13 protein-coding genes are annotated in these 21,719 nt (G+C 60.9%); 2 read left to right on the forward strand and 11 right to left on the reverse strand.

Going from position 1 to position 21,719, the window contains the following annotated elements:
* Positions 1 to 102 precede the first annotated feature (102 nt).
* The 6 genes from LOZ77_RS10970 to LOZ77_RS10995 form a co-directional block, all read right to left on the reverse strand.
* The gene (locus LOZ77_RS10970; RefSeq protein WP_230279182.1) at positions 103 to 8,322 is read right to left on the reverse strand and encodes a GH36-type glycosyl hydrolase domain-containing protein; all 8,220 of its coding nucleotides are present in this window, start codon (positions 8,320 to 8,322) and stop codon (positions 103 to 105) included.
* The gene (locus LOZ77_RS10975) at positions 8,322 to 9,347 is read right to left on the reverse strand and encodes a universal stress protein (RefSeq protein WP_047822105.1); all 1,026 of its coding nucleotides are present in this window, start codon (positions 9,345 to 9,347) and stop codon (positions 8,322 to 8,324) included. The genes LOZ77_RS10970 and LOZ77_RS10975 overlap by 1 nt, the downstream gene beginning before the upstream one ends.
* 360 nt (positions 9,348 to 9,707) lie before the next feature.
* Complete coding sequence (locus tag LOZ77_RS10980) at positions 9,708 to 9,893, reverse strand: YHS domain-containing protein (RefSeq protein WP_046904089.1); 186 nt, start codon at positions 9,891 to 9,893, stop codon at positions 9,708 to 9,710.
* Positions 9,894 to 9,895: 2 nt separating this feature from the next.
* The gene (locus LOZ77_RS10985; protein WP_082134958.1) at positions 9,896 to 11,011 is read right to left on the reverse strand and encodes an NAD(P)/FAD-dependent oxidoreductase; all 1,116 of its coding nucleotides are present in this window, start codon (positions 11,009 to 11,011) and stop codon (positions 9,896 to 9,898) included.
* 52 nt (positions 11,012 to 11,063) lie between these two features.
* Entirely contained in the window at positions 11,064 to 11,723 is a 660-nt protein-coding gene (locus tag LOZ77_RS10990; RefSeq protein WP_342670060.1) for an isoprenylcysteine carboxylmethyltransferase family protein, read from the reverse strand.
* Complete coding sequence (locus LOZ77_RS10995) at positions 11,720 to 12,001, reverse strand: DUF2933 domain-containing protein (RefSeq protein ID WP_224199591.1); 282 nt, start codon at positions 11,999 to 12,001, stop codon at positions 11,720 to 11,722. Before LOZ77_RS10995 ends, LOZ77_RS10990 begins: the two co-directional genes overlap by 4 nt.
* A gap of 249 nt (positions 12,002 to 12,250) precedes the next feature.
* Here LOZ77_RS10995 and LOZ77_RS11000 point away from each other — a divergent pair, with 249 nt between their 5' ends.
* On the forward strand, positions 12,251 to 13,624 hold the full coding sequence (locus LOZ77_RS11000) for a cyclopropane-fatty-acyl-phospholipid synthase family protein (RefSeq protein ID WP_082134960.1): 1,374 nt from the start codon (positions 12,251 to 12,253) through the stop codon (positions 13,622 to 13,624).
* Positions 13,625 to 13,884: 260 nt separating this feature from the next.
* Here the strand turns inward: LOZ77_RS11000 and LOZ77_RS11005 are convergent, their stop codons facing one another.
* The 5 genes from LOZ77_RS11005 to LOZ77_RS11025 form a co-directional block, all read right to left on the reverse strand.
* Complete coding sequence (locus LOZ77_RS11005; protein WP_046904094.1) at positions 13,885 to 14,628, reverse strand: Bax inhibitor-1/YccA family protein; 744 nt, start codon at positions 14,626 to 14,628, stop codon at positions 13,885 to 13,887.
* A gap of 48 nt (positions 14,629 to 14,676) precedes the next feature.
* On the reverse strand, positions 14,677 to 15,153 hold the full coding sequence (locus LOZ77_RS11010; protein ID WP_169749366.1) for a hypothetical protein: 477 nt from the start codon (positions 15,151 to 15,153) through the stop codon (positions 14,677 to 14,679).
* A 189-nt stretch (positions 15,154 to 15,342) separates the two neighbouring features.
* The gene (locus tag LOZ77_RS11015) at positions 15,343 to 16,977 is read right to left on the reverse strand and encodes an alpha-D-glucose phosphate-specific phosphoglucomutase (RefSeq protein ID WP_230279183.1); all 1,635 of its coding nucleotides are present in this window, start codon (positions 16,975 to 16,977) and stop codon (positions 15,343 to 15,345) included.
* 72 nt (positions 16,978 to 17,049) lie between these two features.
* Positions 17,050 to 18,864 carry a phosphogluconate dehydratase gene (gene edd, locus LOZ77_RS11020; protein WP_047822112.1) on the reverse strand — a complete coding sequence of 605 codons (1,815 nt, stop codon included), beginning with the start codon at positions 18,862 to 18,864 and terminating at the stop codon, positions 17,050 to 17,052.
* A 70-nt stretch (positions 18,865 to 18,934) separates the two neighbouring features.
* The gene (locus tag LOZ77_RS11025) at positions 18,935 to 20,512 is read right to left on the reverse strand and encodes an AarF/ABC1/UbiB kinase family protein (RefSeq protein WP_053059196.1); all 1,578 of its coding nucleotides are present in this window, start codon (positions 20,510 to 20,512) and stop codon (positions 18,935 to 18,937) included.
* Positions 20,513 to 20,800: 288 nt separating this feature from the next.
* Between LOZ77_RS11025 and LOZ77_RS11030 the strand changes: the two genes are divergently transcribed.
* A complete protein-coding gene (locus tag LOZ77_RS11030; RefSeq protein ID WP_047822114.1) occupies positions 20,801 to 21,706 on the forward strand; it encodes a fructose bisphosphate aldolase in 906 nt (301 codons plus the stop codon).
* Positions 21,707 to 21,719 lie beyond the last annotated feature (13 nt).

Genomic DNA, 21,719 nt, shown 5'->3' on the forward strand with positions numbered 1-21,719 from the left:
TTTGCTTTGCACGGCAGACTTCGCGTCGCGCATCTTTGCCAAACACCCCGCCAGGATTTTCACGCGCTGGGAGGAGCGTTTTAATAGCTCCGGGCGGAATTCTCAGGCGGGGGAGGGGTGTTGTACATTGCGTCCAACAATGCGGACCCGAAGTTCGACTGTTTCGCCATTCTTCGGGAGTACAATCGCATTCCCGGCATGAGTTTTGCCATCAACGGTGAGTTCGACGTCAGCGCAGCCAAGCCCTTGCGGATCTTCGACTTTCACTGACACCAACCCGCCACCAACGCGCAGTGTCGCGCTGAAGCCGCCCCAGTTGGGCGGGATACAGGGATTGACGATGAGTTGGCCATCGATCTGTTGCAACCCCAGGATGCTTTTTGTGGCGAGCTGCCATGCCCAGCCAGCGGCCCCAGTATACCAGCTCCAGCCCCCTCTGCCCGTATGTTGCTTGCCCGCAGATATGTCTCCGGCGACGGCGTAGGGCTCCAGGCGATAATGCTCGGCCTTGGCGTGATCGTCAGAGCGACGGACGGGGTTGATCATGTTGAACAGGGCAAAGGCCTTCTCGGGGTCCTTCACCCGCGCAAAGGCCATGCCCAGCCACGCGGTCGCATGCGAATACTGACCCCCATTTTCGCGAATTCCCGGGGGATAGGCCTTTATGTAACCGGGATCGATCAAGCCTTCGTCAAACGCGGGCCAGAGCAGCCTGGCCAACTGGTCTTCCTGCGAAACAAGCATATCCCATGCGGACTGGAGAGCCTCGCTCACGCGCTCTTGATCAGCCGAGGCAAAGGCCGCCCATGACTGCGCGATCGAATCGATCCTGCATTCGTCGCTTTCTGCCGAGCCGATGGGCCGCCCGTCATCATCGAACGCGCGCAAGTACCATGAGCCATCCCACGCGCTTTCTTCCGCGCGCCGTCTTATCTCGGATGCCCGTTCTTCCCATTCTTTCGCCTCGTGCATCCGACCGGTCCGGCGGCAGATGTCGGCGAAGCCTTGCGCTGTGACCGTGATAAACCATGCCAACCAGACGCTTTCGCCATGGCCCTTCGCGCCGAGGCGGTCCATTCCATCATTCCAGTCCCCGGCGCCGATCAGCGGCAGTCCATGGGCCCCGACTGCCAGAGCGCGGTGCAGTGCGCGCTCGCAGTGCTCGAACAGCGAGCCGCGCCACTCGGTCGCATCGAATTGCGCATATCGATTGGCTTCGTCGGGGGCGAGTTCATCGGCATCGAGGAACGCGACTTCCTCGTCGAGGATATCAAGGTCACCGGTCGTCGTGACATAGATGCCGACAACATAAGGCAACCAGAGTAAATCGTCGGAAAAACGCGTTCGCACGCCGCGATCAGCAGGGGGGTGCCACCAGTGCAGAACATCGCCCTCTACGAATTGATGCTGCGCGCTTTCGAGGATGTGCGCGCGAGCGAGCGCCGGCGCGGTGTGGAGAAGCGCAAGAACGTCCTGCAATTGATCGCGAAAGCCGAAGGCCCCGCTCGACTGATAGAATCCCGTGCGCGCGAGAACACGGGACGACAGCGTCTGGTAGAGCAGCCAGCGGTTGACCATGACGTCGAAAGCAGGGTCCGGGGTTGAGACTTGAAGGGCGCCGAGTGTCTCATCCCAGAAATTCTCCAGCGCTATCATTGCCGTCTCTGCCTCGTCTGGCTCACGCCAGCGCTGGGCGAGTTCCATGGCCGCATGGTGGCCTAGCCCTTGGCCGAGCACGAACAGGATTTCTTCTTCCTCGCCCGGGCCAAGATCGAGGTGTATCTGATAGGCTCCGCATGTATCGCCGCCCGCGCATACGCTGTTGGTTAGACCCCATCGCCGAAGCGCCGCGGGATCCGCCGGGTCCCCACCCCTGCCGATGAATTCGCCGCGGTCGGTCGTGAAGCCGTGCGGTGGGCGGTTTGCCGTGAGAAACGCCACCTGTCCGGCAAAATCGCTGTTCCAGCGGTTCGTTGCCGTGATGGTCTGCGTCTCGGTGTCAAAGTCGCAGACTATGTGCGGGCGTGCGATACTGGGAAGAGAGCCGAGCAGCCACTCGGCATAATAGGTTGCGGTTACGCGCCGGTGCCGGTCTTCGCAGTTGCGGATCCGCAGCCGAACGATCTTCACCGATGCATCAAGCGGTACGAACATTGTGAGCTGATGGGCCAAGCCGGCGAACCGTTTTGACCATGTAGTGTAACCCGCGCCATGCCTGACTTCGCAGGCAGCGGCATCGCCAACAGGAGCAGGCGTTATGGTCCATACCTCGCCAGTTTCCTCATCACGCAGGTAGAGTGTTTCGGAGGGACGGTCCGTGACCGGGTCGTTCGACCATGTTGTGAGACGGTTCTCGCCGCTGTTTATTGCCCAAGTATACCCCCCGCCAGCTTCGCTTACGAGCGCGCCGAAGTCACGGTTGGCGAGAATGTTGCACCACGGAGCAGGCGTCGCCTGCCCGGGTTCGACGAAGATGACATATTCGCGGCCATCCGCCGTGAACCCACCCAGACCATTGTCGTAGAGAAGGTTCGCTGAACGTTCGAGCGATGTCATCGAGGGATGCTGCGCAGCCCTTGTTGCAGAAAACAGCGGCAAGCGGTTTGGCACATCGTGCGCTTCTTCCAGCTGTTCCTGCAAACTACCCCGTGCGTCGTCGAGGGTGACACGCGCCGTGCTCTCCAGAAGGCGCACCCGATCCGCACCGATCTGATCCGCGAAAACGATATGCACGCCGCCCTTGCGTCCAAGCAGCTCCGCCATCTTCGCGCGTTGCAGCGCCTCCCTGAGCTGGTCGAGCACCGGTTCGATGTAAGCTGAGCCGGCAAGCTGGAGGATCACCAGATCCACCTCTAGTCCGTGCCGCCGCCACAATCGATGGGCGGCGAGGAGGACGGGCAGCAGGGTCGTGGTCTCACCGGCAGACCGCAGCAGAAGGATGGGGTAATCGCCGGACACGCCCATCCCCCACAAATCCGCTTGTCCGAGACTGTTCTCGTTCTTGATCGTCCGCGCGCTCGATGGGGCGTTCTGCGGATAGATGAGAGCCGAAGCGAGCTGCTGCACGACGGGCAGGTGTTCGGCTTCGATGTTCATGTGAACCAGGGAGCGTGCATTTTCGGTTGCCGTATCGTGGAGCGCCCATTCGATCGAATCGAGAGACGAATGACGCTCGGCCAGCTCGACGGCGGTTTCGCGCGACGCGGCTGCGACTGTCAGGAAACAGATTTCCCTAATCTCGAACGGCTCCAGGTCGATGAGGTGTTGAAGAGCCATGACCGGGTCCAGGGTCCACCCTTGGGTGTTCTGCACGGCTTCGGTCGCTCCTGTTGGGGAGCGCAGGCTTTCATGACGCCTGATGAAGGCGCGCCGGTCGGTTTCGAAGCGGGCATTGCGAACCGGTCCCCCGCCATCGACCGCAAAATGAAGGAGCACCGGCGGCGTGTCCTGTGGCGCGCGCGCGCGGCGCTCGAACAGCAGACCACCAAGCGATGGGACATGCTCGCTCTTGATAAACAGTTTGCTGAATGCCGGGTGCCGCTCGTCCTCGAGCGGCTCGCCGAGCACGATCTCGGCATAGGTCGTCACGCGAAGCTTGCGGTGACGGGAACTCTCGTTGATGAGCCGCAAGCGCCGCACCTCGATGTCGCTTCCGGCAAGAACGCCAATCTCGAGACGCGATACAACGCCTTGATCGCGCCGGCGAATTACTGCCTGGTGCGCATGGCATGTGACCTCGTACTCTTCCGCTTCGGACCCGGTTGGTTCGAGCGTCGCCGACCATAGCCGTCCGGTGTCTTCATCGGCGATGTAGATCCAGTAACCGTCCGCGTCGTGAGTGGCGTCGGCCACGAAGCGTGTCAGCGCCCGGTGATGCCAGCGCAGTCCGCCGCTACCGCTATCAGAGAGCCACGTCGATAAAGGCCCGTTTCCAAGCAGGAGCATTTGCGGCACGGATGCTTCGCGCCTGGGTTGCCATGACGCAGGCAGAGTGACGGGCGTTCCCCGAACCATGGAAATCGTAGGGTCGGCAAGCCTGTCAATTTCTGGTGGAATCTCGCGTGGCACCCGTTCGCTCAACAACAACATCGTGGGCCGCATTCGTGGATCTTCGGCGAAACGGCTAGCGAACCGGTCTGAGAACAGCGCATTGACGATCGCCGACAGGAGCATGCCTTGGTGGTGTGCCATATAAGCATTAACGGTCCGGGGACCGCTGCCCGGGGACCGCTCAGGCGTGAAGTCGAGCGCTTCGACCAGGCCATATCGACCGCTGCCGCCCGATCGTGTCAGCAGCCTGAGGTTCGCTACTGCCTTCTTTGGTGCAACTGCCAGTGCAAGCGCAGTTGCGTAAGGCGCGACAACCATGTCCCGCGAGAGGCCCCGTTTCAAGCCAAGTTCGGGAACGCCGAACCCTTGATACCTGTAACGGTGTTCAGGATCGCGAGCGGAATATGCCGATTCCGAGATACCCCAGGGAACGCTCTGGGCTCGCCCGTAGCGCTCCTGGACGTCGACCACCATCCGCTCGCTCTCGCCCAGCAGCGTGCCGGTGTCCGGCTTGAGCAGCAGGCGCGGCATAAGATATTCGAACATCGAGCCGTTCCAGGAGATCAGCATCGCTCCACCCTCGACGCGCCGTAACGGGCGGCCCAGATGGAACCAGTGTTCTGGCGGAACATCGCCTTTTGCGATGGCGAAAAAGCTCGCTAGCCGTGCCTCGGAAGCGAGGAGGTCATAATAATGTGTATCGGGACGTCCCAGACTGACATTGATGCCAATGCGCAGGAGGCGCCGGTGCTCGTCATAGAGAGGCGCAAACTCCATTGAATAGGCCATCTCGATTGCTTGGTCTGCGAGGCTGGACAGTTGGTCAGCCGGGATACCGCCGTTCCCCAGGTCCCGGCACATCGAACGTATCTGGTACTGCAACCGATCGACGAGCACCTCGATGTCGACCAGATGGTTCGGCGCTGCCTTTTCGGACTGCTCGCCCAGACCAAGCGCTGCCTCCATCTCCGGGATCAATACCTCGCAGATATCCTGCAGGCCGGCCATCCAGTGGGCACGGTCTTCCTCGACACCCTCCAGGCGCGACCTTAGCTGGGTGATCCAACGAGGAAGCGCTGCATCCTCAGAGTTTTGCGCGACTTGTTCGATCAGATCGATCACATCGATCAGGCCGCGCCAGCGTTGCTCCTCCATACCTTCCGCACGCCGCGCCTCACGCAAGGAAGCAGCGTAGGCGAGCAGGGCCGCCGCGAGATTGCCGCTGTCCACCGTCGAGACATATCGAGGTTCCAGCGACGCGAGCGTTCTTGTGTCGTACCAATTGTAGAAATGTCCTCGATATCGTTCCAGGCGATCGAGCGTGGCGAAAAGGTTCGCCGTCCGCGCCGCGAGTTCCGAACGGCCGATGTAACCGAGGTCCCAGGCTGCGGCTGTCGATAGCATCAACATGCCGATATTCGTCGGTGACGTGCGCTGCGCGATTTCTGCATGCGGAGCGCCCTGGTAGTTGTCCGGGGGGAGCCAATTGTCTTCCGGACCAGCGAAGGTCTCGAAGAAGAGCCAGGTCCGCCTCGCCAGGCCCCGCAGGAAGCGCCGGTCATCCTCGGCAAGCGGTTCCGCATCTTCGCGGCGTTCGCGGGCCATCGCCCAAGTGATTTCCGGCGCGGCGATCCAAAGAATGAGCAGCGGAAGGGATGAGGCCAAAGCGTCAGGTTTGATGGCGGCAAGAAGCGCCGCGAGAGCGACCGAAATAGTCGGTCCCAACCACATCTTGCGCCATATGACACCTCGCGCTCGGTTCGAGCGGAGGTCGGTGGCGGAGTGCGCGGCGCTTGTCCATTCGAGGAGGTTGCGCCGGCTTGCAAAAAGCCTCCAGAGCGTGACCGCGATCGCACGCACCGACAATATGGCGTCATCGAGCAGATAGACGACGGCCAGAAACCAGCGGCCGGCCTGATCGCGCAATTGCGGCCCCAGGCTACGCGATGTCCCACGCCGCCGTCCTGTCGCCAATCCGGTCACCAGATCGGTGAATACCTGGCCCGCTGGCATGAAGAAGGCCAGCAGGCTCCAGAACCAGGCTTGTCCCGGCAGGATGAGCCAACCCGAGATCGCCAGCAAGATCGTTGCCGGGGCAACCAGACTCCGCCTCAGATTGTCAATAATTTTCCATCGGTCGATGGCGGCGATCGGATTTGGGGATCTTGTGCCATCTGATCGCCTCACCTTGCCTGCCAGCCATGGCAGGAGCTGCCAGTCCCCGCGGATCCAGCGATGCGCGCGCCGCGCATATTCGAGGTAGTTTCCGGGAAAGCCTTCGAACAGGACGATATCGCTGGCCAGACCAACCCGGCCATGGACACCTTCGAAGAGGTCATGGCTGAGAATGGAATTTTCGGGCACGCGCCCGGCAACGCTGCGGTGGAAAGCATGAAGGTCGTAAATGCCCTTACCGACAAAAATTCCCGCGCCAAACAGGTCCTGATAGACGTTCGAGACAGCCCGGCTGTAGATGTCGATTGACGTATCGCCGGCAAAGAGCCGTGCGAACAGCGTTCGCGATCCACTCTGGGGCGAAATCTCCACCCGAGGCTGGATGATCGTATAGCCTCCAAGCAACGTTCCAGTGTCCGGATCGAACTTGGCCTGGTTTAGTGGATGGGCAAGCGTGCCGACGAGCTTTCGCACAGTGCCTGTAGGCAAGGTGGTGTCCGCATCGAGAGTGACGACGAAGCGAATATTGCGGGGTATTTCGCGCGAGCCGACATGTCGATGGAATGCTCCACCATCGCCTTCGATGAGCATGTGATTGAGCTGCTCAAGCTTTCCGCGCTTGCGCTCCCATGCGAGCCAGCACCCTTGTGCTTCACAATATTGTCGAGGGCGCATCAGCAGGTGAAACGGCTCGCTTCCCTCGCTGCGATAGCGAGTGTTGAGCGCGAGAATCTCCCTTTCTAGTGCCTGCTCGATTTGCTTGTCCCCGGCAGTGCTTTCGCTCGCCGCGTCGGCGAGATCGGCCAGGAGCACTACGTCCACCATCGGCTCGCCGTTCGAAAGCCAGTGGTTCTCCAGCTTTTCGATCAGGAAAGGCACTTCGTCCTCGCGGGCGATCACGACCGGGACCGCAATCAGCGTAGCGCAGTCCTCCGGCAGCCCGTCACCAAAGTCGAGTTTGAAAAGAACTCGCGGTGGCAAGAGACGCGTGATCGACCAATGCAAGAAAGTGATCGCGACAACCGAGGCGGGAATGAGCGACAAGGACAAGCCGGCGAACCATCCCGTCGCGCCTGCGTCAGCGGCGTCGAGATATATCGCTGGCAGCAATAGGGCCCAGACAAGGAGCCCGATGAGCGAAACGAAGTAGACCGGGCCAGGATGGCGCAAGGCATAGTCCAGAAGCCGAACCCGAGCCGGGAATACCGCTCCCGTCTGTTGCCGGAATGCCCGGCGTCCTTCACCGGCGAGCCAGAATCCGACGTGATGAGATCGGTCGTCAGGCAAAGCAGCGCGGCTTGCTTGGATCGCCTCGAGTGCGACATCGGTCTCGGATAAATCGCCATATTCCGCCAGTTCTTCAACCGCGCGGCGATAGCGATCGCGGCTATCGAAATCCATCTGCCCGTAATATCCGGATGGGTCGTTTCGCAAGATCTGTTCTACCGGACTTACGTCGTCGAACAAATCCTCCCACGAGATGGCATCAAGGGTACTGAGATTGGCGATCGCGCGTGCGACCCGTTCATTTGCTTCCAGTGCATGCGCCTCGCCTGCCCATGAGGTGGTCGCGACGGGCACGTCGAGCTGATCGCACAGCAGGGTCGACAGGGTTTCCACGAGGATCTCGACGCAAGCGATGCGAAGCATGGCCGGGAACGCCCAGAGTTCTCCGATGCGGAGCGGCGCCGTGCGCTGATAAGCGATCAGGAACCGGCTCAGGGCCGATGCCGAAACCTGCATTCGGCTCAGTTCGAGAAAACGGTGCGCGAGCACGAAGGCACGCGGGAAGCCAATGGTTTCTTCACCCTCGAGGGCTGGCAGTTTGCTATAGAAGCCGGTCGGCAGATCCTGTTTGATCTGCCTCAGCGCGCGCTGGACCACATAGTCATTGTCGAGCAACCATTCCGCCGCCTTGCTGGCTTCGGCCCCAGCCTTGGCGCATGCCAGGCAAGCCGCACGCAGCCACTCGAGGATGGCATCGGTTCCCGTGCGAGCGGGAATCTCTTGCGCTGCTTGCGGGGATATCCGGTCCTCCTCGGCAAACTGGATTGCAGCATGATCGAGCGCCGAGAAATCGCTATTAATGTCCGACATCAGCTGGCGAATTCAGTTTCCGCAGCGAGGGCCTCGAACATGAAGCCAGAGCGGCCCGGTTTGGCCAATGGAATCCGAAGGTCCGGTTGGACGATGAATGTCGGGCAGGGCGCACTTTTCGCCAGAGCGCCGGCGACACTTCCGTAGGGCGCGCTGGCAAGGTTGGTCTGGCCATGGGAAGCGACCACAACAAGGTCGATTTCGAGGCGGGATGCGATCAGATTGAGCCGCTCGCACGTTTCGCTGTCGGTTCCGAAATACACGGTAGCGTCGATGCCTTGCCGCAGGAGCCTCAACTTCCATGTTTCGAGATAGTTGCGGGCGCGCGCGGAGGTATTGCTCCTATTGGAACCGGCCTGTGTTTCGAGTGAGGGCAACTCGGCGGTTGGAGAAACAATGTGCGCCAGGATCACTTGCGCTTCTAGCGACTGGGCAAGCCTTGTGACAACCGGCAGCACGCTCTCGGAATTGGGCGATCCATCAAGCGGCACCAGAAGTCTGCGGTACTCGGCCGAACATTTCCTTTCGCGTCCCGAAGGAAGTAGAAGCATGGATGCTGCGCCGCTTTTCAGCAGCCGGTCGGCGGTGGTGCCCAGGCCTGAATGTGGACCTCGCCCGCTATGCCGCGCGAGGACGAGGACCGACCCGCGATGACCCTCCGCCCAGTCTATCAGCCGTTCATGGGCGGTCCCCGGGAGAACAACGGGCAGCACATCCGAGACCGTCTCGCTTGCCTCCCCAATAAGCTCGCCTATGCCGTCGCGGCATTCGGTGAAGCGCAGGTTCCACTCGATCGGGTCGGCAGGAAGAACCCCATGCGGGGCCGTTTCAACGATCTGGGCAAAGCCAAGCTGCAGGTCGAGAGCTTTCGCGATTGCGCGCGCGTGCCGTGTCACTTCGAGGCGGTTCATGTCTTCGTCCAGACAAGCAAGAATTTGCGGCGCTTGGCTAGAAAAGCGGGTGCGTTCGTCTCCAACCGGCGACCTCAGCACCGTGCTGGCACGTGATCGGGTATTCGTCGACATGGCAGTACGCTCCGGCATCATCGTTTCGCCCAGGCAATCATGCCTGGTGCCCCCGCGAATGGATTTTATGGCACATCGGCCATCAGACGCAGGAAGCACCGGCATGGTCTCACCAGCCTCATGCAGGGCAGCGAGACTTCTTCTCGAAAGCCGGCCGATCGGGGAAGGCCGACATATACTTGGACGCGAGCGGCACTGATCAATTACACCCGCACCATTGGTTCGCGTGCGGTCTCGCGTTCCAAGATCGAACCGGGATTATCGATCGGTGGAGGCTCTGGCCCGGCGGGGCATCTTGCTCACCAGACTGCGCGCAAGGGTCGATGCGCATTCGCCTCCAAGCGAAGAGGCTCTGCCCTGTCAGGGCTGCGCAATGTGCGCCGGCGGCCCGCCTTGCTGCCGATCAATGTATTTCTCGGGGCGCTGATCGAAGCGCCGCACGCACTGAGCCGAGCAGAAGAAATAAGACCATCCCAAAAATTCGCGGTGGGCCTCGACGGTCTCTAGCGGAATGCTACGCTGGCATACTGGATCGGTCACCTGCATCGTCAGAACGCCGTTCCATGTTCGCACCACACGCAATTGCAGTCCTGATGGTCGCAACTTGGGTCATGTAAGCCCCTGCGCAGGCGACGTTCTGCAGCGGGGAAGAGCATAGCGTGGAGAGATGATGCCGCATACAGCTTGTGCAGCCTCTCTCCCGTACTGGCTTGCATCAGTTTCGCTGTCACCCAATGGCGTCCTGTCGTTCCGATGCTGTTGAAGACAAAACGATTGACGATGCCCGCTTTCATTCTCGGTAAAAGCAAACGGCGCCACAATTGCTCATAGCTTCGATTTTCGAGGATGCTTTGTGCAGCGAGCGCGCCCGAAGTGATTGAATAGCGTAAACCAAACCCCGCAAGGGCATCTTGGAAACCAGCATGCTCGCCCGCAACCGGATGGCGCCCCTGGACTGCGCTTCTTGGGAGTCGCAGATTTCCATAACCGCCGAAGGCTTGTTCGTTACGCATCACGAGCCCGACTTTCTCCCGGAAGAAATCACAGGTTCGCTCGACAAATTCCTGTTGCCGTTTGAAGCCGCTAAAAAGACACGCTGCGATAGTCCCGCGGCCTTGATGGACGAGGAGATAGGCATAGCCTCGCGGTGCCAAACGGTCGTCGAAGGCAATGTAAGCTCCATCTTCACACTCGGTTTCGAATACATATCCCGAGGCGATAATATCGGCTTTGCGCGGTCCCCCGGCGAGGATCGTTTCTCCCTCGGTTTCGCGAACGCGACTCCCGAAATGGACCCGCACACCAAGCGCCTCTGCCTGCTTGAGGAGCCCATACTCGAGGCTTTGCACCGATCCGCCGCGCTCAACGAGATAATAGAGTGGGCGGCGCGCTGAAATCTCGTGCCGCCGTCCGCGCGCATCGAAACCCGTGCCTGTCCGGACTGGATGGGCCAGGAAGTTGATATCGATCCCCCAGCTTTGGAGTTCGCACAGCGTATCCTCGTCGCAGCTCCAGTTTTCAAGGCCCTGGAAATCGCCGTGAAACCGCGCCCCGACGTGGCGGTGCCATTCGTGAAGCTCGACATCCCTTCCGCCTTTGGCGAGCACGATCGCCGCGGCGAGACCCGCCGGACCTGCGCCGACCACTGTAACGGCTGCGCTCATTAGGTCAGGTCAGTCGCGAACCGCGCCCCGGCAGGAATGGAGCAAGTTATTGTCACCTCCCTGGCTTGGCGGAGACGAGCGTGCGAAACTTCGGGAAAAACCGGGGAACGCGTGCTGCGTACTGACGATAGCGTTCGCCGAACTCGGCGAGTGCCTCTCGCTCCTCCCGCAGCGACAGCCGCCAGTACATGAGGAGGAGGATCGGGAACATGGCCAGCGTAAGTATGGTCGGCCACTGAACCAGAAAGCCCAGCATGATGAGGACGAAACCGACATATTGCGGGTGGCGGATGCGAGCATAAGGTCCTTCGGTTGCAAGTGCCCCCCCCTTCTGTGCCTGATAGAGCACGCGCCACGCGGCCGACAAAAGGATGAAACCACCTCCGATCAATCCAAAACTGAGGAGGTGGAACGGACCGAAATGCGGATTGCCGCGCCAGCCAAACAGCATTTCGAGCAAATGACCGGAATCGTGCGCGAACCAGTCAACCGACGGATAATTGCTCTGCAGCCATCCGGACAGGAAGTAGATGGTAAGCGGGAAGCCGTACATCTCGGTGAAAAGCGCCACGAGAAAGGCGCTGAACGCCCCAAAGGAGCGCCAATCGCGGCCCGATTTCGGCTTGAAAAAGCTGAACGCAAAAAGAATGAAGATCGCCGAGTTGAAGGCGACCAATATCCAAAGTCCGTATGCGGAATCGTGCATCGTCAGCGCACTCCTCTTTCGTTGCCCGGCCGGTCATTAGCCGCATAGCGGGAGGCAGTTTTCTTGGACGCGCTATCGGTTGTCTGGTCATGTGCGCCATGGTGCCCGGAAGGTGGTGTATCGGCCTGGCCATGCCCGCCGTGTCCGCCATGCCCACCGTGCATGAAGAGGTGGATGCCCACGCAAAACGCCAGGATCAATCCGAGCAGATAATAGTCGCCGGGGATATGGGCCTGATGCTCGAACAGCAGCAGAAACCCGGCGGCGAGAAGAAACACGATCACCGTTATTCCCGCGCGCGTTCCAAAAAATGGCCGATCCGGACCACTTGTCCCCTTTCGCATAGTTATTCCTCCATCGCAGCGCCGCGCCTCGTTTGGCGGCGCTTCAAGAAGTAGACGCAGAGGCGGCCGCGTTCTTACAGAGAGGCTTTCTTGTGGTGCCCGAAACCACCCACGCCGGACTTGGAAGTGTAAGTTGATCACCGACCGCTCGTCTTTGGGAACACAATCATTCAAGACCTGAGAGGCGGTATGACCCAGAGACAACGAGGAAAATCAGCGCGTCACGAACTTGGTTTGCGTGCATTGAAGCCGGCCTTGCGCGCCGTCGTGAAGGCTGGTCGACTTACAGTCATCGGTGCTCACGCGACGCGACTGGTCATCGATTCGGGTGCACCAGGGCCCTCGGTTGCGATCAAGCTTCATAGCGCTGCGCTGCCGTTCAAGCTTCTCTCGCGCCCCTCGCTTGCGCTCGGCGAGGCCTATATGGATGGGTCCCTCACTGTGGAGGGCGGATCCATTCGCGATCTCCTTGCAATTGTTACTTCCGGGCTCGACGGACTTGATGAATTGCCGATCGAACGCCTCCGCGCACCGCTCGCGCGCATAGCCACCCGTCTCACAGGCAACCGGCGCCGTAAAGCGGCCAGAAACGTCGCGCGTCATTACGACCTTTCGAACGAGTTCTATGCACTCTTCCTCGACGAAGACTGGCAATACTCGTGTGCCTATTTTTGCGAAGGTTGTTCCTCGCTAGAGGACGCTCAAGCCGCAAAGCGCTCCCATATTGGTCAAAAGCTGATGGTAGGTGAAGGCATGAGCGTCCTTGACATTGGCTGTGGCTGGGGCGGCCTCGCGATCGAATTGGCAAAGCAGGGCGCGGCCGAAGTGTTAGGCATCAGCCTTTCGCAAGAGCAACTGACGCTGGCGCGCCAGCGCGCCGAGGAGGCTGGGTTTGCAGAAGAGGCGCGGTTCGATTTCTGCGACTACCGCGACCTTCAGGGTGAATTCGATCGTATTGTCTCGGTAGGCATGTTCGAACATGTCGGTCCCGCCAGCTACGGGTCCTTTTTCAGAGCCATCGAAGAGCATCTTGCTCCGGACGGGGTCGCCGTCGTCCACTCGATCGGGAGAATGGCTCCCCCGGGCGGAAAGGATCCCTGGGTCGACAAGTACATCTTTCCCGGCGGCTACATCCCGTCGCTGTCAGAGACCCTGTCCGTCGTCGAGCGCATGGGCCTGTGGGTTACCGATATCGAGATCCTGAGGCTGCACTATGCGGAAACGCTGGCGCATTGGTACGAGCGCTTTCAATCGCGCCGCGAAAAGGCGCTCGAACTCTTCGACGAGCGCTTCTGCCGGATGTGGGAGTATTATCTCGCCGCCTGCGAAATGATGTTTCGCAATGGCAATCTTATGGTTTTCCAGCTCCAGCTTGCGCACAAGCGGGACGCGGTCCCGCTGACGCGTGAATATCTCTACGCCCCACGCGATCAAAGCGCCGTGCCGCGCGATGCAGGCGGGAACCATTTGCGCTGCAGCTGCTCAGCTCGCTCGCGTTTGCTTGGGACGTCGAACTCCGAAGGGGTTCCACCGATGCGCTACGATGGTTCGTCGACCAGCTGAGGTTGAACGGCAGAACAAAGGCACGTCCGGTAAGAGTCGAGCCGCTTGTGAGGGTGCAATTCGCAAGCGGTTGCGAAGCACAGCATCTGCGGTGCTGCCAGCGATGCGAAATTAATTGCTGATCGAAAGCATTTGTACGACCCGTCTGCGTAGTATCGCCGAGCCAACGGTTCGAAACGAACCCACGCTTCGGATCGCGCCCATCCGTGCCGTGCCTGTTCTGGCATTTGAACTGCTCGCACGAGCCGCGGCAGATTGCCTCAGCGGCGCTCTCCCATCAGGCGAAGCAGGAACAGGAACAGATTGATGAAATCGAGATAGAGCGTCAGGGCGCCCAGTACGATGGCCTTGCCGCGAAACTCGGTCTGCCCGACCTGGAAATAGATGTTTCTGATCTTCTGCGTGTCATAGGCAGTCAGGCCCGCGAAGATAAGCACGCCCAGACCGCTGACAATCAGGTCCATTGTCGAGGATTGGAGGAACATATTGACGACCAGGGCAACGAGCAGGCCGACAACCCCCATGATCAAAAAGGCGCCCCAGGCCGATAGATCTTTCTTGGTTGTATATCCCCACAGGCTCAGGCCGCCAAAGGCAGAGGCGGCGGCGAAAAAGGTCCGGGCGATGCTCACCCCGGTATAGGCGAGGAATACGGTCGATAGCGACACGCCCATGAGTGCCGCATAGCTCCAGAACAGCGTTTTCGCGGTCCTTTCCGAGAAACGATTGATCCCAAATCCCAAGGCAAAGACAATGGCCAGGGGTGCAAAGATGGCGATCCAGCCCAGCACCGTTGGCGCGCCGGTAGCGGAAAAGAAGATCTCGCGAATGCTGGCGGTATTCGCGACCCAAAGTCCGACGATACCGGTAAGAAGCAATCCGCTCGTCATGTAATTATAGACGCCGAGCATGTATGATCGCAGCCCCGCGTCAAACGTCCCCGAGGGAACCGATTGAGGGGTAGAGGCGCGATCAAAGCTTGTCGCGGATCGGTGGTCTTCCATAAGAAGAATTCCCTTTCTTGCGCGGATCGGCACCTCGCGGCCCGATCGTTAGTCGTGGGTATAGGTAAAGTGCGCCGTGACGGCGGGGACCCGGTGCATTCTTGGCGGCGTATTCTTGGACGGGGAGGATTGCATATGCGGGGGGCGTTCGACCTCGATCCCGATCCGGTATTTGATGCCGCGTTGGAATGTCGTGAAACCACCGAAAGTGAGCGCGCCGGCGACGGTCATGGGTTCCAGACGGATCGTTCGCTGCAAACCGCCGGGCTCGGTGATATGCGCCCTGACCTTCGCATCGGTTATCCGGGCGCCGGAAGCCTCGTCGAAAACGGCCGCAACGATATGCATGCTGTGCGAACCGGCGGGCACGCCGCCGTGCATCCTCGCTTCGGGGTGGCTCTTGGCGTGGCCGCGCACTGTCGCGGCAGGCACCACGCCCAGATACATCACTAACCCGTCCGCGGTCCTGACACCATCGACCACCCCTGCGTGACTGTTGGTCGGCGCCATGACCGCTGCGAACATACCTGCCGCTGCAACCAGCGCGATTGCTGACCGAATGTGTTTCGAAATCATATCGGGCTCCATTTGCGTGAAAGGTAAGACGCATGGGGAGGACGGAAATTACATCGCGCGGGCGAGCGGCATCGGGACTGCGGGGTCCGGAAAACGCGGTATCGCTCTTGCCCGCCTGCGCCAAGACGCGCTTGGGTCTCATGTTACAAGCGATGGACGTTCGCGCCCGAGGCGTGCCGGAATTTCGGCCAGACTGCCTGCGGCAAACGAAAGGTCGTTCAGTACTTTTCGGGCGTCTTTATCGTGCAACCACGCACGGGCCTCATACCGCTCCAGATAAATCCGCAATGTCGCACCCCCCGTTCCCGTGCCGGAGAGGCGGTAGACGATGCGAGAGCCGTCTTCGAGCAGGACCCTGATGCCCTGGCGTTCGGCCACGCTGCGGTCGACCGGATCGGTATAGCTGAAATCGTCGGCCGTGCTGACTATCGACCCGGCGAGCCGCTTGCCAGCCATGTCGCCGACCTGATCGCGCAAGGCGTCCATCAGCGAGTTCGCCGCGGCGGCGTCCACAGCTTCATAGTCGTGCCGCGCATAGAAATGACGCCCGTAGCGATCCCAATGATCCTTAATGATGCGGTGTACAGGCATGCCGCGAACGGCGATGATCGTGAGCCAGAACAACACCGCCCACAGGCCATCCTTTTCCCGGACATGGTCGGACCCGGCCCCGAAACTTTCTTCGCCGCACAGCGTGATCCTGCCGGCGTCGAGCAGATTGCCGAAAAACTTCCACCCGGTCGGCGTTTCGAAACAGGGAACGCCGAGCTCTTGCGCGACACGGTCGAGCGCGCGGCTCGTCGGCATGGAGCGCGCGACGCCGGCGAGACCGCCGCTGTAGCCCGGGACGACATGCGCATTTGCCGCTAGCACGGCGAGACTGTCGCTTGGCGTCACGAACATTTTGCGACCCAGGATCATGTTGCGATCCCCGTCGCCATCCGAGGCGGCAGCAAAATTCACGGCGTCCTGCCCGAACATGAAGTCGACCAGGTTCCGGCTCCGCCCAAGATTTGGGTCCGGTTTCGCCCCGCCAAAATCCGGCAAGGGCTTTCCATTGATGACGGTTCCGACCGGCGCCCCGAGGCGCTCCTCGAGGATTGCTCGCGCATAAGGTCCGGTGATCGCGTGCATCGCGTCGAACCGCATTTTGAAACTGGTGCTCGTCAGCAATTCGGCGAGGCGCTCGAAATCGAACAGCGTCTCCATAAGTTCCGCGTAGTCCGACACCGGATCCACCACCTCGACCTCGGTCTCGCCAAGCGAGACCTTACCCAATCGATCGATGTCGATGTCGGGCTCGTCCACCAAGCGATAGGCGACTATCCGTTTGCTACGCGCGTAGATGGCCCGCGACAGAGTTTCCGAGGCAGGCCCTCCGTTCGCGGAGTTGTATTTGATCCCGAAATCACCTTCGGGTCCACCGGGATTATGGCTGGCCGAGAAGATCAAACCGCCACTTGCACCGCGCTTTCGGATAAGATGGGAAGCTGCCGGCGTGGACAGCAGGCCTGCTCGGCCAACGACGAGATGCTTGTAGCCATTCGCGGCCGCCATCCTGCTGGCTGTCTGGATAGCCTCGCGATTGAAGAAGCGGCCGTCTCCGCCGATGACAAGCGTCCGGTTCGCGCCTCCGCCGACCGTCTCAAAAATCGCCTGCAGGTAGTTCTCGAGATAATGCGGCTGCCTGAATATAGCCACCGGTTTTCGGAGCCCCGAAGTGCCTGGACGTTGATCATCGTAGGGGCGCGCGGGCATGGTCAGGACGTTCATCTGCGATCCTTGTAAAGCGGCGTTGAACCTAGAGCGGACGAGCGCTTTCCTGGAGTGCTCGCATTCACCGCGCTAAAGCCCCGCCAGTGCCAGCATTGCTGACGCGCCTTTTTCGGCCTCGTCGGCGTGCTGGCGCATCATCGCAAAGAGCTCACGGCCCAGCCCTTGCTCGTCCCGCGGCGGCAGGGCGGGTTCGCGGTCGTTCCAGTCTTTCTCGCTCACCAGGGCTTCGACCACGCCGTTATCCGCAGACAGCCGCACCACGTCGCCGTCGCGCAAGCGCGCGAGCGGACCACCAGCATGCGCTTCGGGCCAGACATGGATCGCCGCGGGCACCTTGCCCGAAGCCCCTGACATACGGCCGTCCGTGACAAGCCCGATGCTGAGTCCGCGGTCCTGAAGGACGCCCAGAGGTGGCATGAGCTTATGCAGTTCGGGCATCCCGTTCGCGCGCGGCCCCTGAAAGCGCACGACGATCACCATGTCGCGGTCGATCTCCCCCGCCTCGAATGCGCGTAGCACGTCATCCTGGTCCGGAAAAATCCGCGCCGGCGCCTCGATTGTCCAGCGTTCGGGGGCAACCGCGCTCGTCTTCATGACACAGCGACCGAGATTGCCGGTGAGGAGCCTTATCCCGCCATCGAGCGAAAACGGTGCCTGAGCGGTTCTCAAAATGCTTTCGTCGCGGCTTATTGTTGCACCGCTGCGCCATACAAGTTCATCACCATCTAATGCCGGCTGCTTTGCATAGGCACCGAGATCGTTCTTCCAGACGGTCAGGACATCTTGGTGAAGCAAACCTGCCTCGAGGAGTTCGCGGATGACAAAGGCCATTCCGCCTGCCGCTTGGAAGTCGTTCACATCGCCACCGCCATTCGGATAAATCCGCGCCAAGAGCGGAACGACCGTGCCCAACTCCTCAAAATCGCTCCAGTCGATCTCCAGGCCCGCCGCGCGGGCGATGGCCGGCAGATGAATGGTGTGGTTGGTCGAGCCGCCGGTTGCGAGCAGGCCCACGGCAGCATTGACGATCGCCTTTTCGTCGATGCAATGCGCTAGCGGACGGTAATCTTGGCCCTCAGATCCGATCTCGGTAATCCTGTGGACGGCAGCGCGCGTAAGTTGCTGCCGCAGCTTCGTGCCGGGATTGACAAACGCAGCGCCCGGCACGTGGAGGCCCATCACCTCCATCATCATCTGGTTGGAATTGGCGGTGCCGTAAAATGTGCAGGTGCCAGGGGCATGATAGGAGGCGCTCTCGGCTTCGAGCAGCTTGTCATGCCCGATCTTTCCTTCGGCGAAGAGCTGGCGGATGCGCGCCTTTTCCCGGTTTGGGAGCCCTGACGGCATCGGCCCGGCGGGCACGAGGATCGCAGGCAGATGTCCGAAACGGAGCATGCCGATCAACAAGCCAGGCACGATCTTGTCGCAAATGCCGAGGAGGAGCGCACCTTCGAACATCGCGTGACTGAGCCCTACCGCGGTGGCGAGCGCGATTGTATCGCGGCTGAACAGCGAGAGCTCCATGCCGTCCTGGCCCTGGGTGACGCCGTCGCACATCGCCGGTGCGCCGCCCGCGATCTGCGCTGTCGCGCCGACCTCGCGGGCAAAAATCTTGATTTGTTCGGGATAGCGATAATAGGGCGCATGCGCGGAGAGCATATCGTTATAGGCGGTGACCACTCCGATGTTGATCGCATGGGCGCCCGCGATGGTCTGCTTGTCCTCGCCCGAAGCGGCAAATGCGTGCGCCAGATTGCTGCAAGAAAGCGCGCTTCGTCGCGGGCCGGCATCCCGCTGACGGTCAATGAAGGCGAGATAGGCGTCGCGTCGCCGCTTCGAACGGTTGGCAATACGGGCAGTAACGGCTTCGACGACAGGGTTCATGCGCGGTCCCTCCGGGACGTTTGGGGAATGCCACTAGCCGTGGCGTGTGCTGCCTGGCTGTGCATTTGCCTCATGGTTGTTGCTCGCTTTGACGGCGCGATTGGATGAGGATTTGAATGGTCAGCAGGAGGGCCGCTGCGAGGATGATGGCTGCCGGGAGGGGAATATCGCCAAGCACGCGCGGACCCCGATTGGCCACCATCAGCGCTGCCGAGGCGAGGTAGCTGCCGAGCGCGGCGATCGACAAGGCGACCTGCCTGACAGCATGGTCAAGCCTGTTTCCAGGGGCGAGAGATCCGCTCGGATGCCCTGCCGTCCCGGCGGAAACCCTTTGTAGCCACCCGGCGCCGATTGCGGGCGCCCGCCGGACCAATCGGGCGATTTCCCATTCGAGCCGGGGGGTATGGAGATTGCCGATAGCCGCGCTGCGTCGCTCCGCGAGCAAGCGGTTTCCGGTCGCCTGCAACACAAGCAGCAGATCCGCCTCGGGGTCGAGCTTCCGCAATGTACTTTCTGCCGTGAACACAGTGCGGACCAAGGCGGCCAGATGCGGCGGCAAGCTGAGTGTCCTGTGCCCCGACAACCGTCCGATATCGATCATGGTCTTGGCAAGAGACCATTCCGACATGGCAGCGCCCCGCAACTCCGCCAGGATACCGTCCACGCCCCGGGTAAGTGCCGCGCGGTCGGCAGTGACCGAAAGGAGACCGAGGTCGATCGCCGCATCGGTGAGCCATTCGGAATCGAGGTAAATGAACGCTGCCACAAAACCGAGCAGAGCCTCGCGGGTGCCAATGTCGAGCCTGCCGACAGCTCCGAAATCGTGCACGCACAGACGCCCGTCCGACATGATCAGCAAATTGCCCGGATGCGGGTCGGCATGAAAGGCACCAAGAACGAAAAACTGTTGCAGATAGAAATCGATGAAAGTCTCGGTGAGCGTATTGCCGCGCTCGATGGCCTCGCGCTCATCCAGCGGGGTGCCCATGCTGCGCTCCTGCGTAATGACGGAGGCGTCCGACATCTCGTCGACGACATCGGGAATGTAAACCGTCTCAGAATCAGCGAAAGCGCGGGCGAACAGGCGGATGTTGCGCGCTTCCTGCCGGAAATCGGTTTCCCTTTTCAGATTGTGCGAAAGCTCCTTCGCCAGTGCCGCCGCGCGGTGACGTCTCAGCGCAGGTATGACATGCTGAAACAGGTGCACCAATATGAGCAGAATGCGCATATCTCTTGCAATTTGCTCGCCCACTCCGGGCCGGAGGACCTTGACGACCACTTCGCGTCCGTCATGCAGCTTTGCGGCGTGGACCTGGGCTACCGAGCCCGCGGCCAGAGGGTCGCGTTCAAAACTGGCAAAGGCCGTTGCTGTGTTCGCGGCCAATGACTGCTCGATGATCCTTACCGCTGCATCGGCAGGGAAAGGAGCGGCCTTGCTTTGCAGGTTCGAGAGGCTCGCGGCCCAGTTCGCATCGAGGATATCGCGGCGCTCGCTCAGCGCCTGACCGAGCTTGGTGAAGGTCGGGCCGAGATTTTCGAGACGCCGCGTGGTCCTTTGCGGAAGCGTGGTCATGCGCCGACCGAACCCCATCCGATTCAGCATCATTGCGCTCAGCACATCCAGCAGGAGCCGGGTTGCTGTCCACATGATCTGAATTCCCCGGATTATCATAGCCCGCTCTGACCTCTTGTGTCCTCACCATGATTGGACGCTCGAAATGCGGGTGGATTACTGTGCGGGGCTGGCCTGAGAAGGAGAACCCGCGCGGCGAAGTTGCTTCACTGACCGAGGGGTATTGCCGCCCAAGGTCTGCTCGCCGGTAGCGGCGTTTGTAATCAAGCGCTGCCAAAGGCGTCCATTCTCTACGCATTGACGATATTATTCGCGGCCGCGTCGATCGGTCGCGTTTGCAAAGACTGGAGCCGGGGAGACCCCATGAAATATGCGGAAATGATGGCGCAGCTTGTGGGTGGTGCCGGTTTTGTAGCGGCCCTCGACCAGTCCGGCGGCTCGACACCTGCTGCCCTTCAGGCCTTCGGCATCGACGCGGACCGGTATTCCGGCGAGGACGAGATGTTCGCGCTTATCCATGGATTGCGCGTGCGGATCATGAAAGCCCCATGCATCGATGGGCGAAGGGTGCTTGGCGTCATCCTTTTCGAGCGCACTATGGATGCGCAGATTGACACCGTACCGGTGCCAGAGTTTCTCTGGCGGCGGGGGATCGTGTCCTTCGTCAAGATCGACCAAGGGTTGGAGAAAGACACAGGCGGCGTCCAGCTCATGAAACCCATGCCGGATCTCGAAAGCCTGCTGTCCCGGGCGCGCTCAAGGGCCGTTTTTGGCACCAAGATGCGTTCGGTGATCAACGTCGCATCGCACCAGGGGATCGGCGACGTCGTGCGCCAGCAATTCGAGCTGGCCAACCATGTCCTCGACCAGCGACTTGTGCCGATTATCGAACCGGAAGTGAATATCGCAAGTGCAACGCGCCAAGAGTGCGAGAGTATCCTTCTTGCCGAACTCAGTAATGCGCTCGATGGGCAAGCCTATGGCCGCCGTGTGGTACTGAAACTCTCGCTGCCGGTTTCGGACGGGCTTTACGCGCCCCTCGTTGCCCATCCCAGCTGCGCGCGGGTGCTCGCCCTTTCGGGTGGGCTCTCCCAGGATGCCGCTTGCGCCGCGCTCGAAAGAAACCGCGGGATGATCGCGAGCTTCAGCCGGGCTCTGTTGCAGGATTTGCGGGCGCACATGCAAGATCAGGAATTCAACGATGTGCTCGGGCGCGCCGTCGAGCGCATCTACCGGGCTTCGACAGTCAAGCGTTTGGCCGATCGATAAGACGCCGCCAGTC

It is taken from the genome of Croceicoccus sp. Ery15 (genome assembly GCF_020985305.1).
In the GTDB taxonomy this organism is placed as follows: Bacteria; Pseudomonadota; Alphaproteobacteria; order Sphingomonadales; family Sphingomonadaceae; genus Croceicoccus.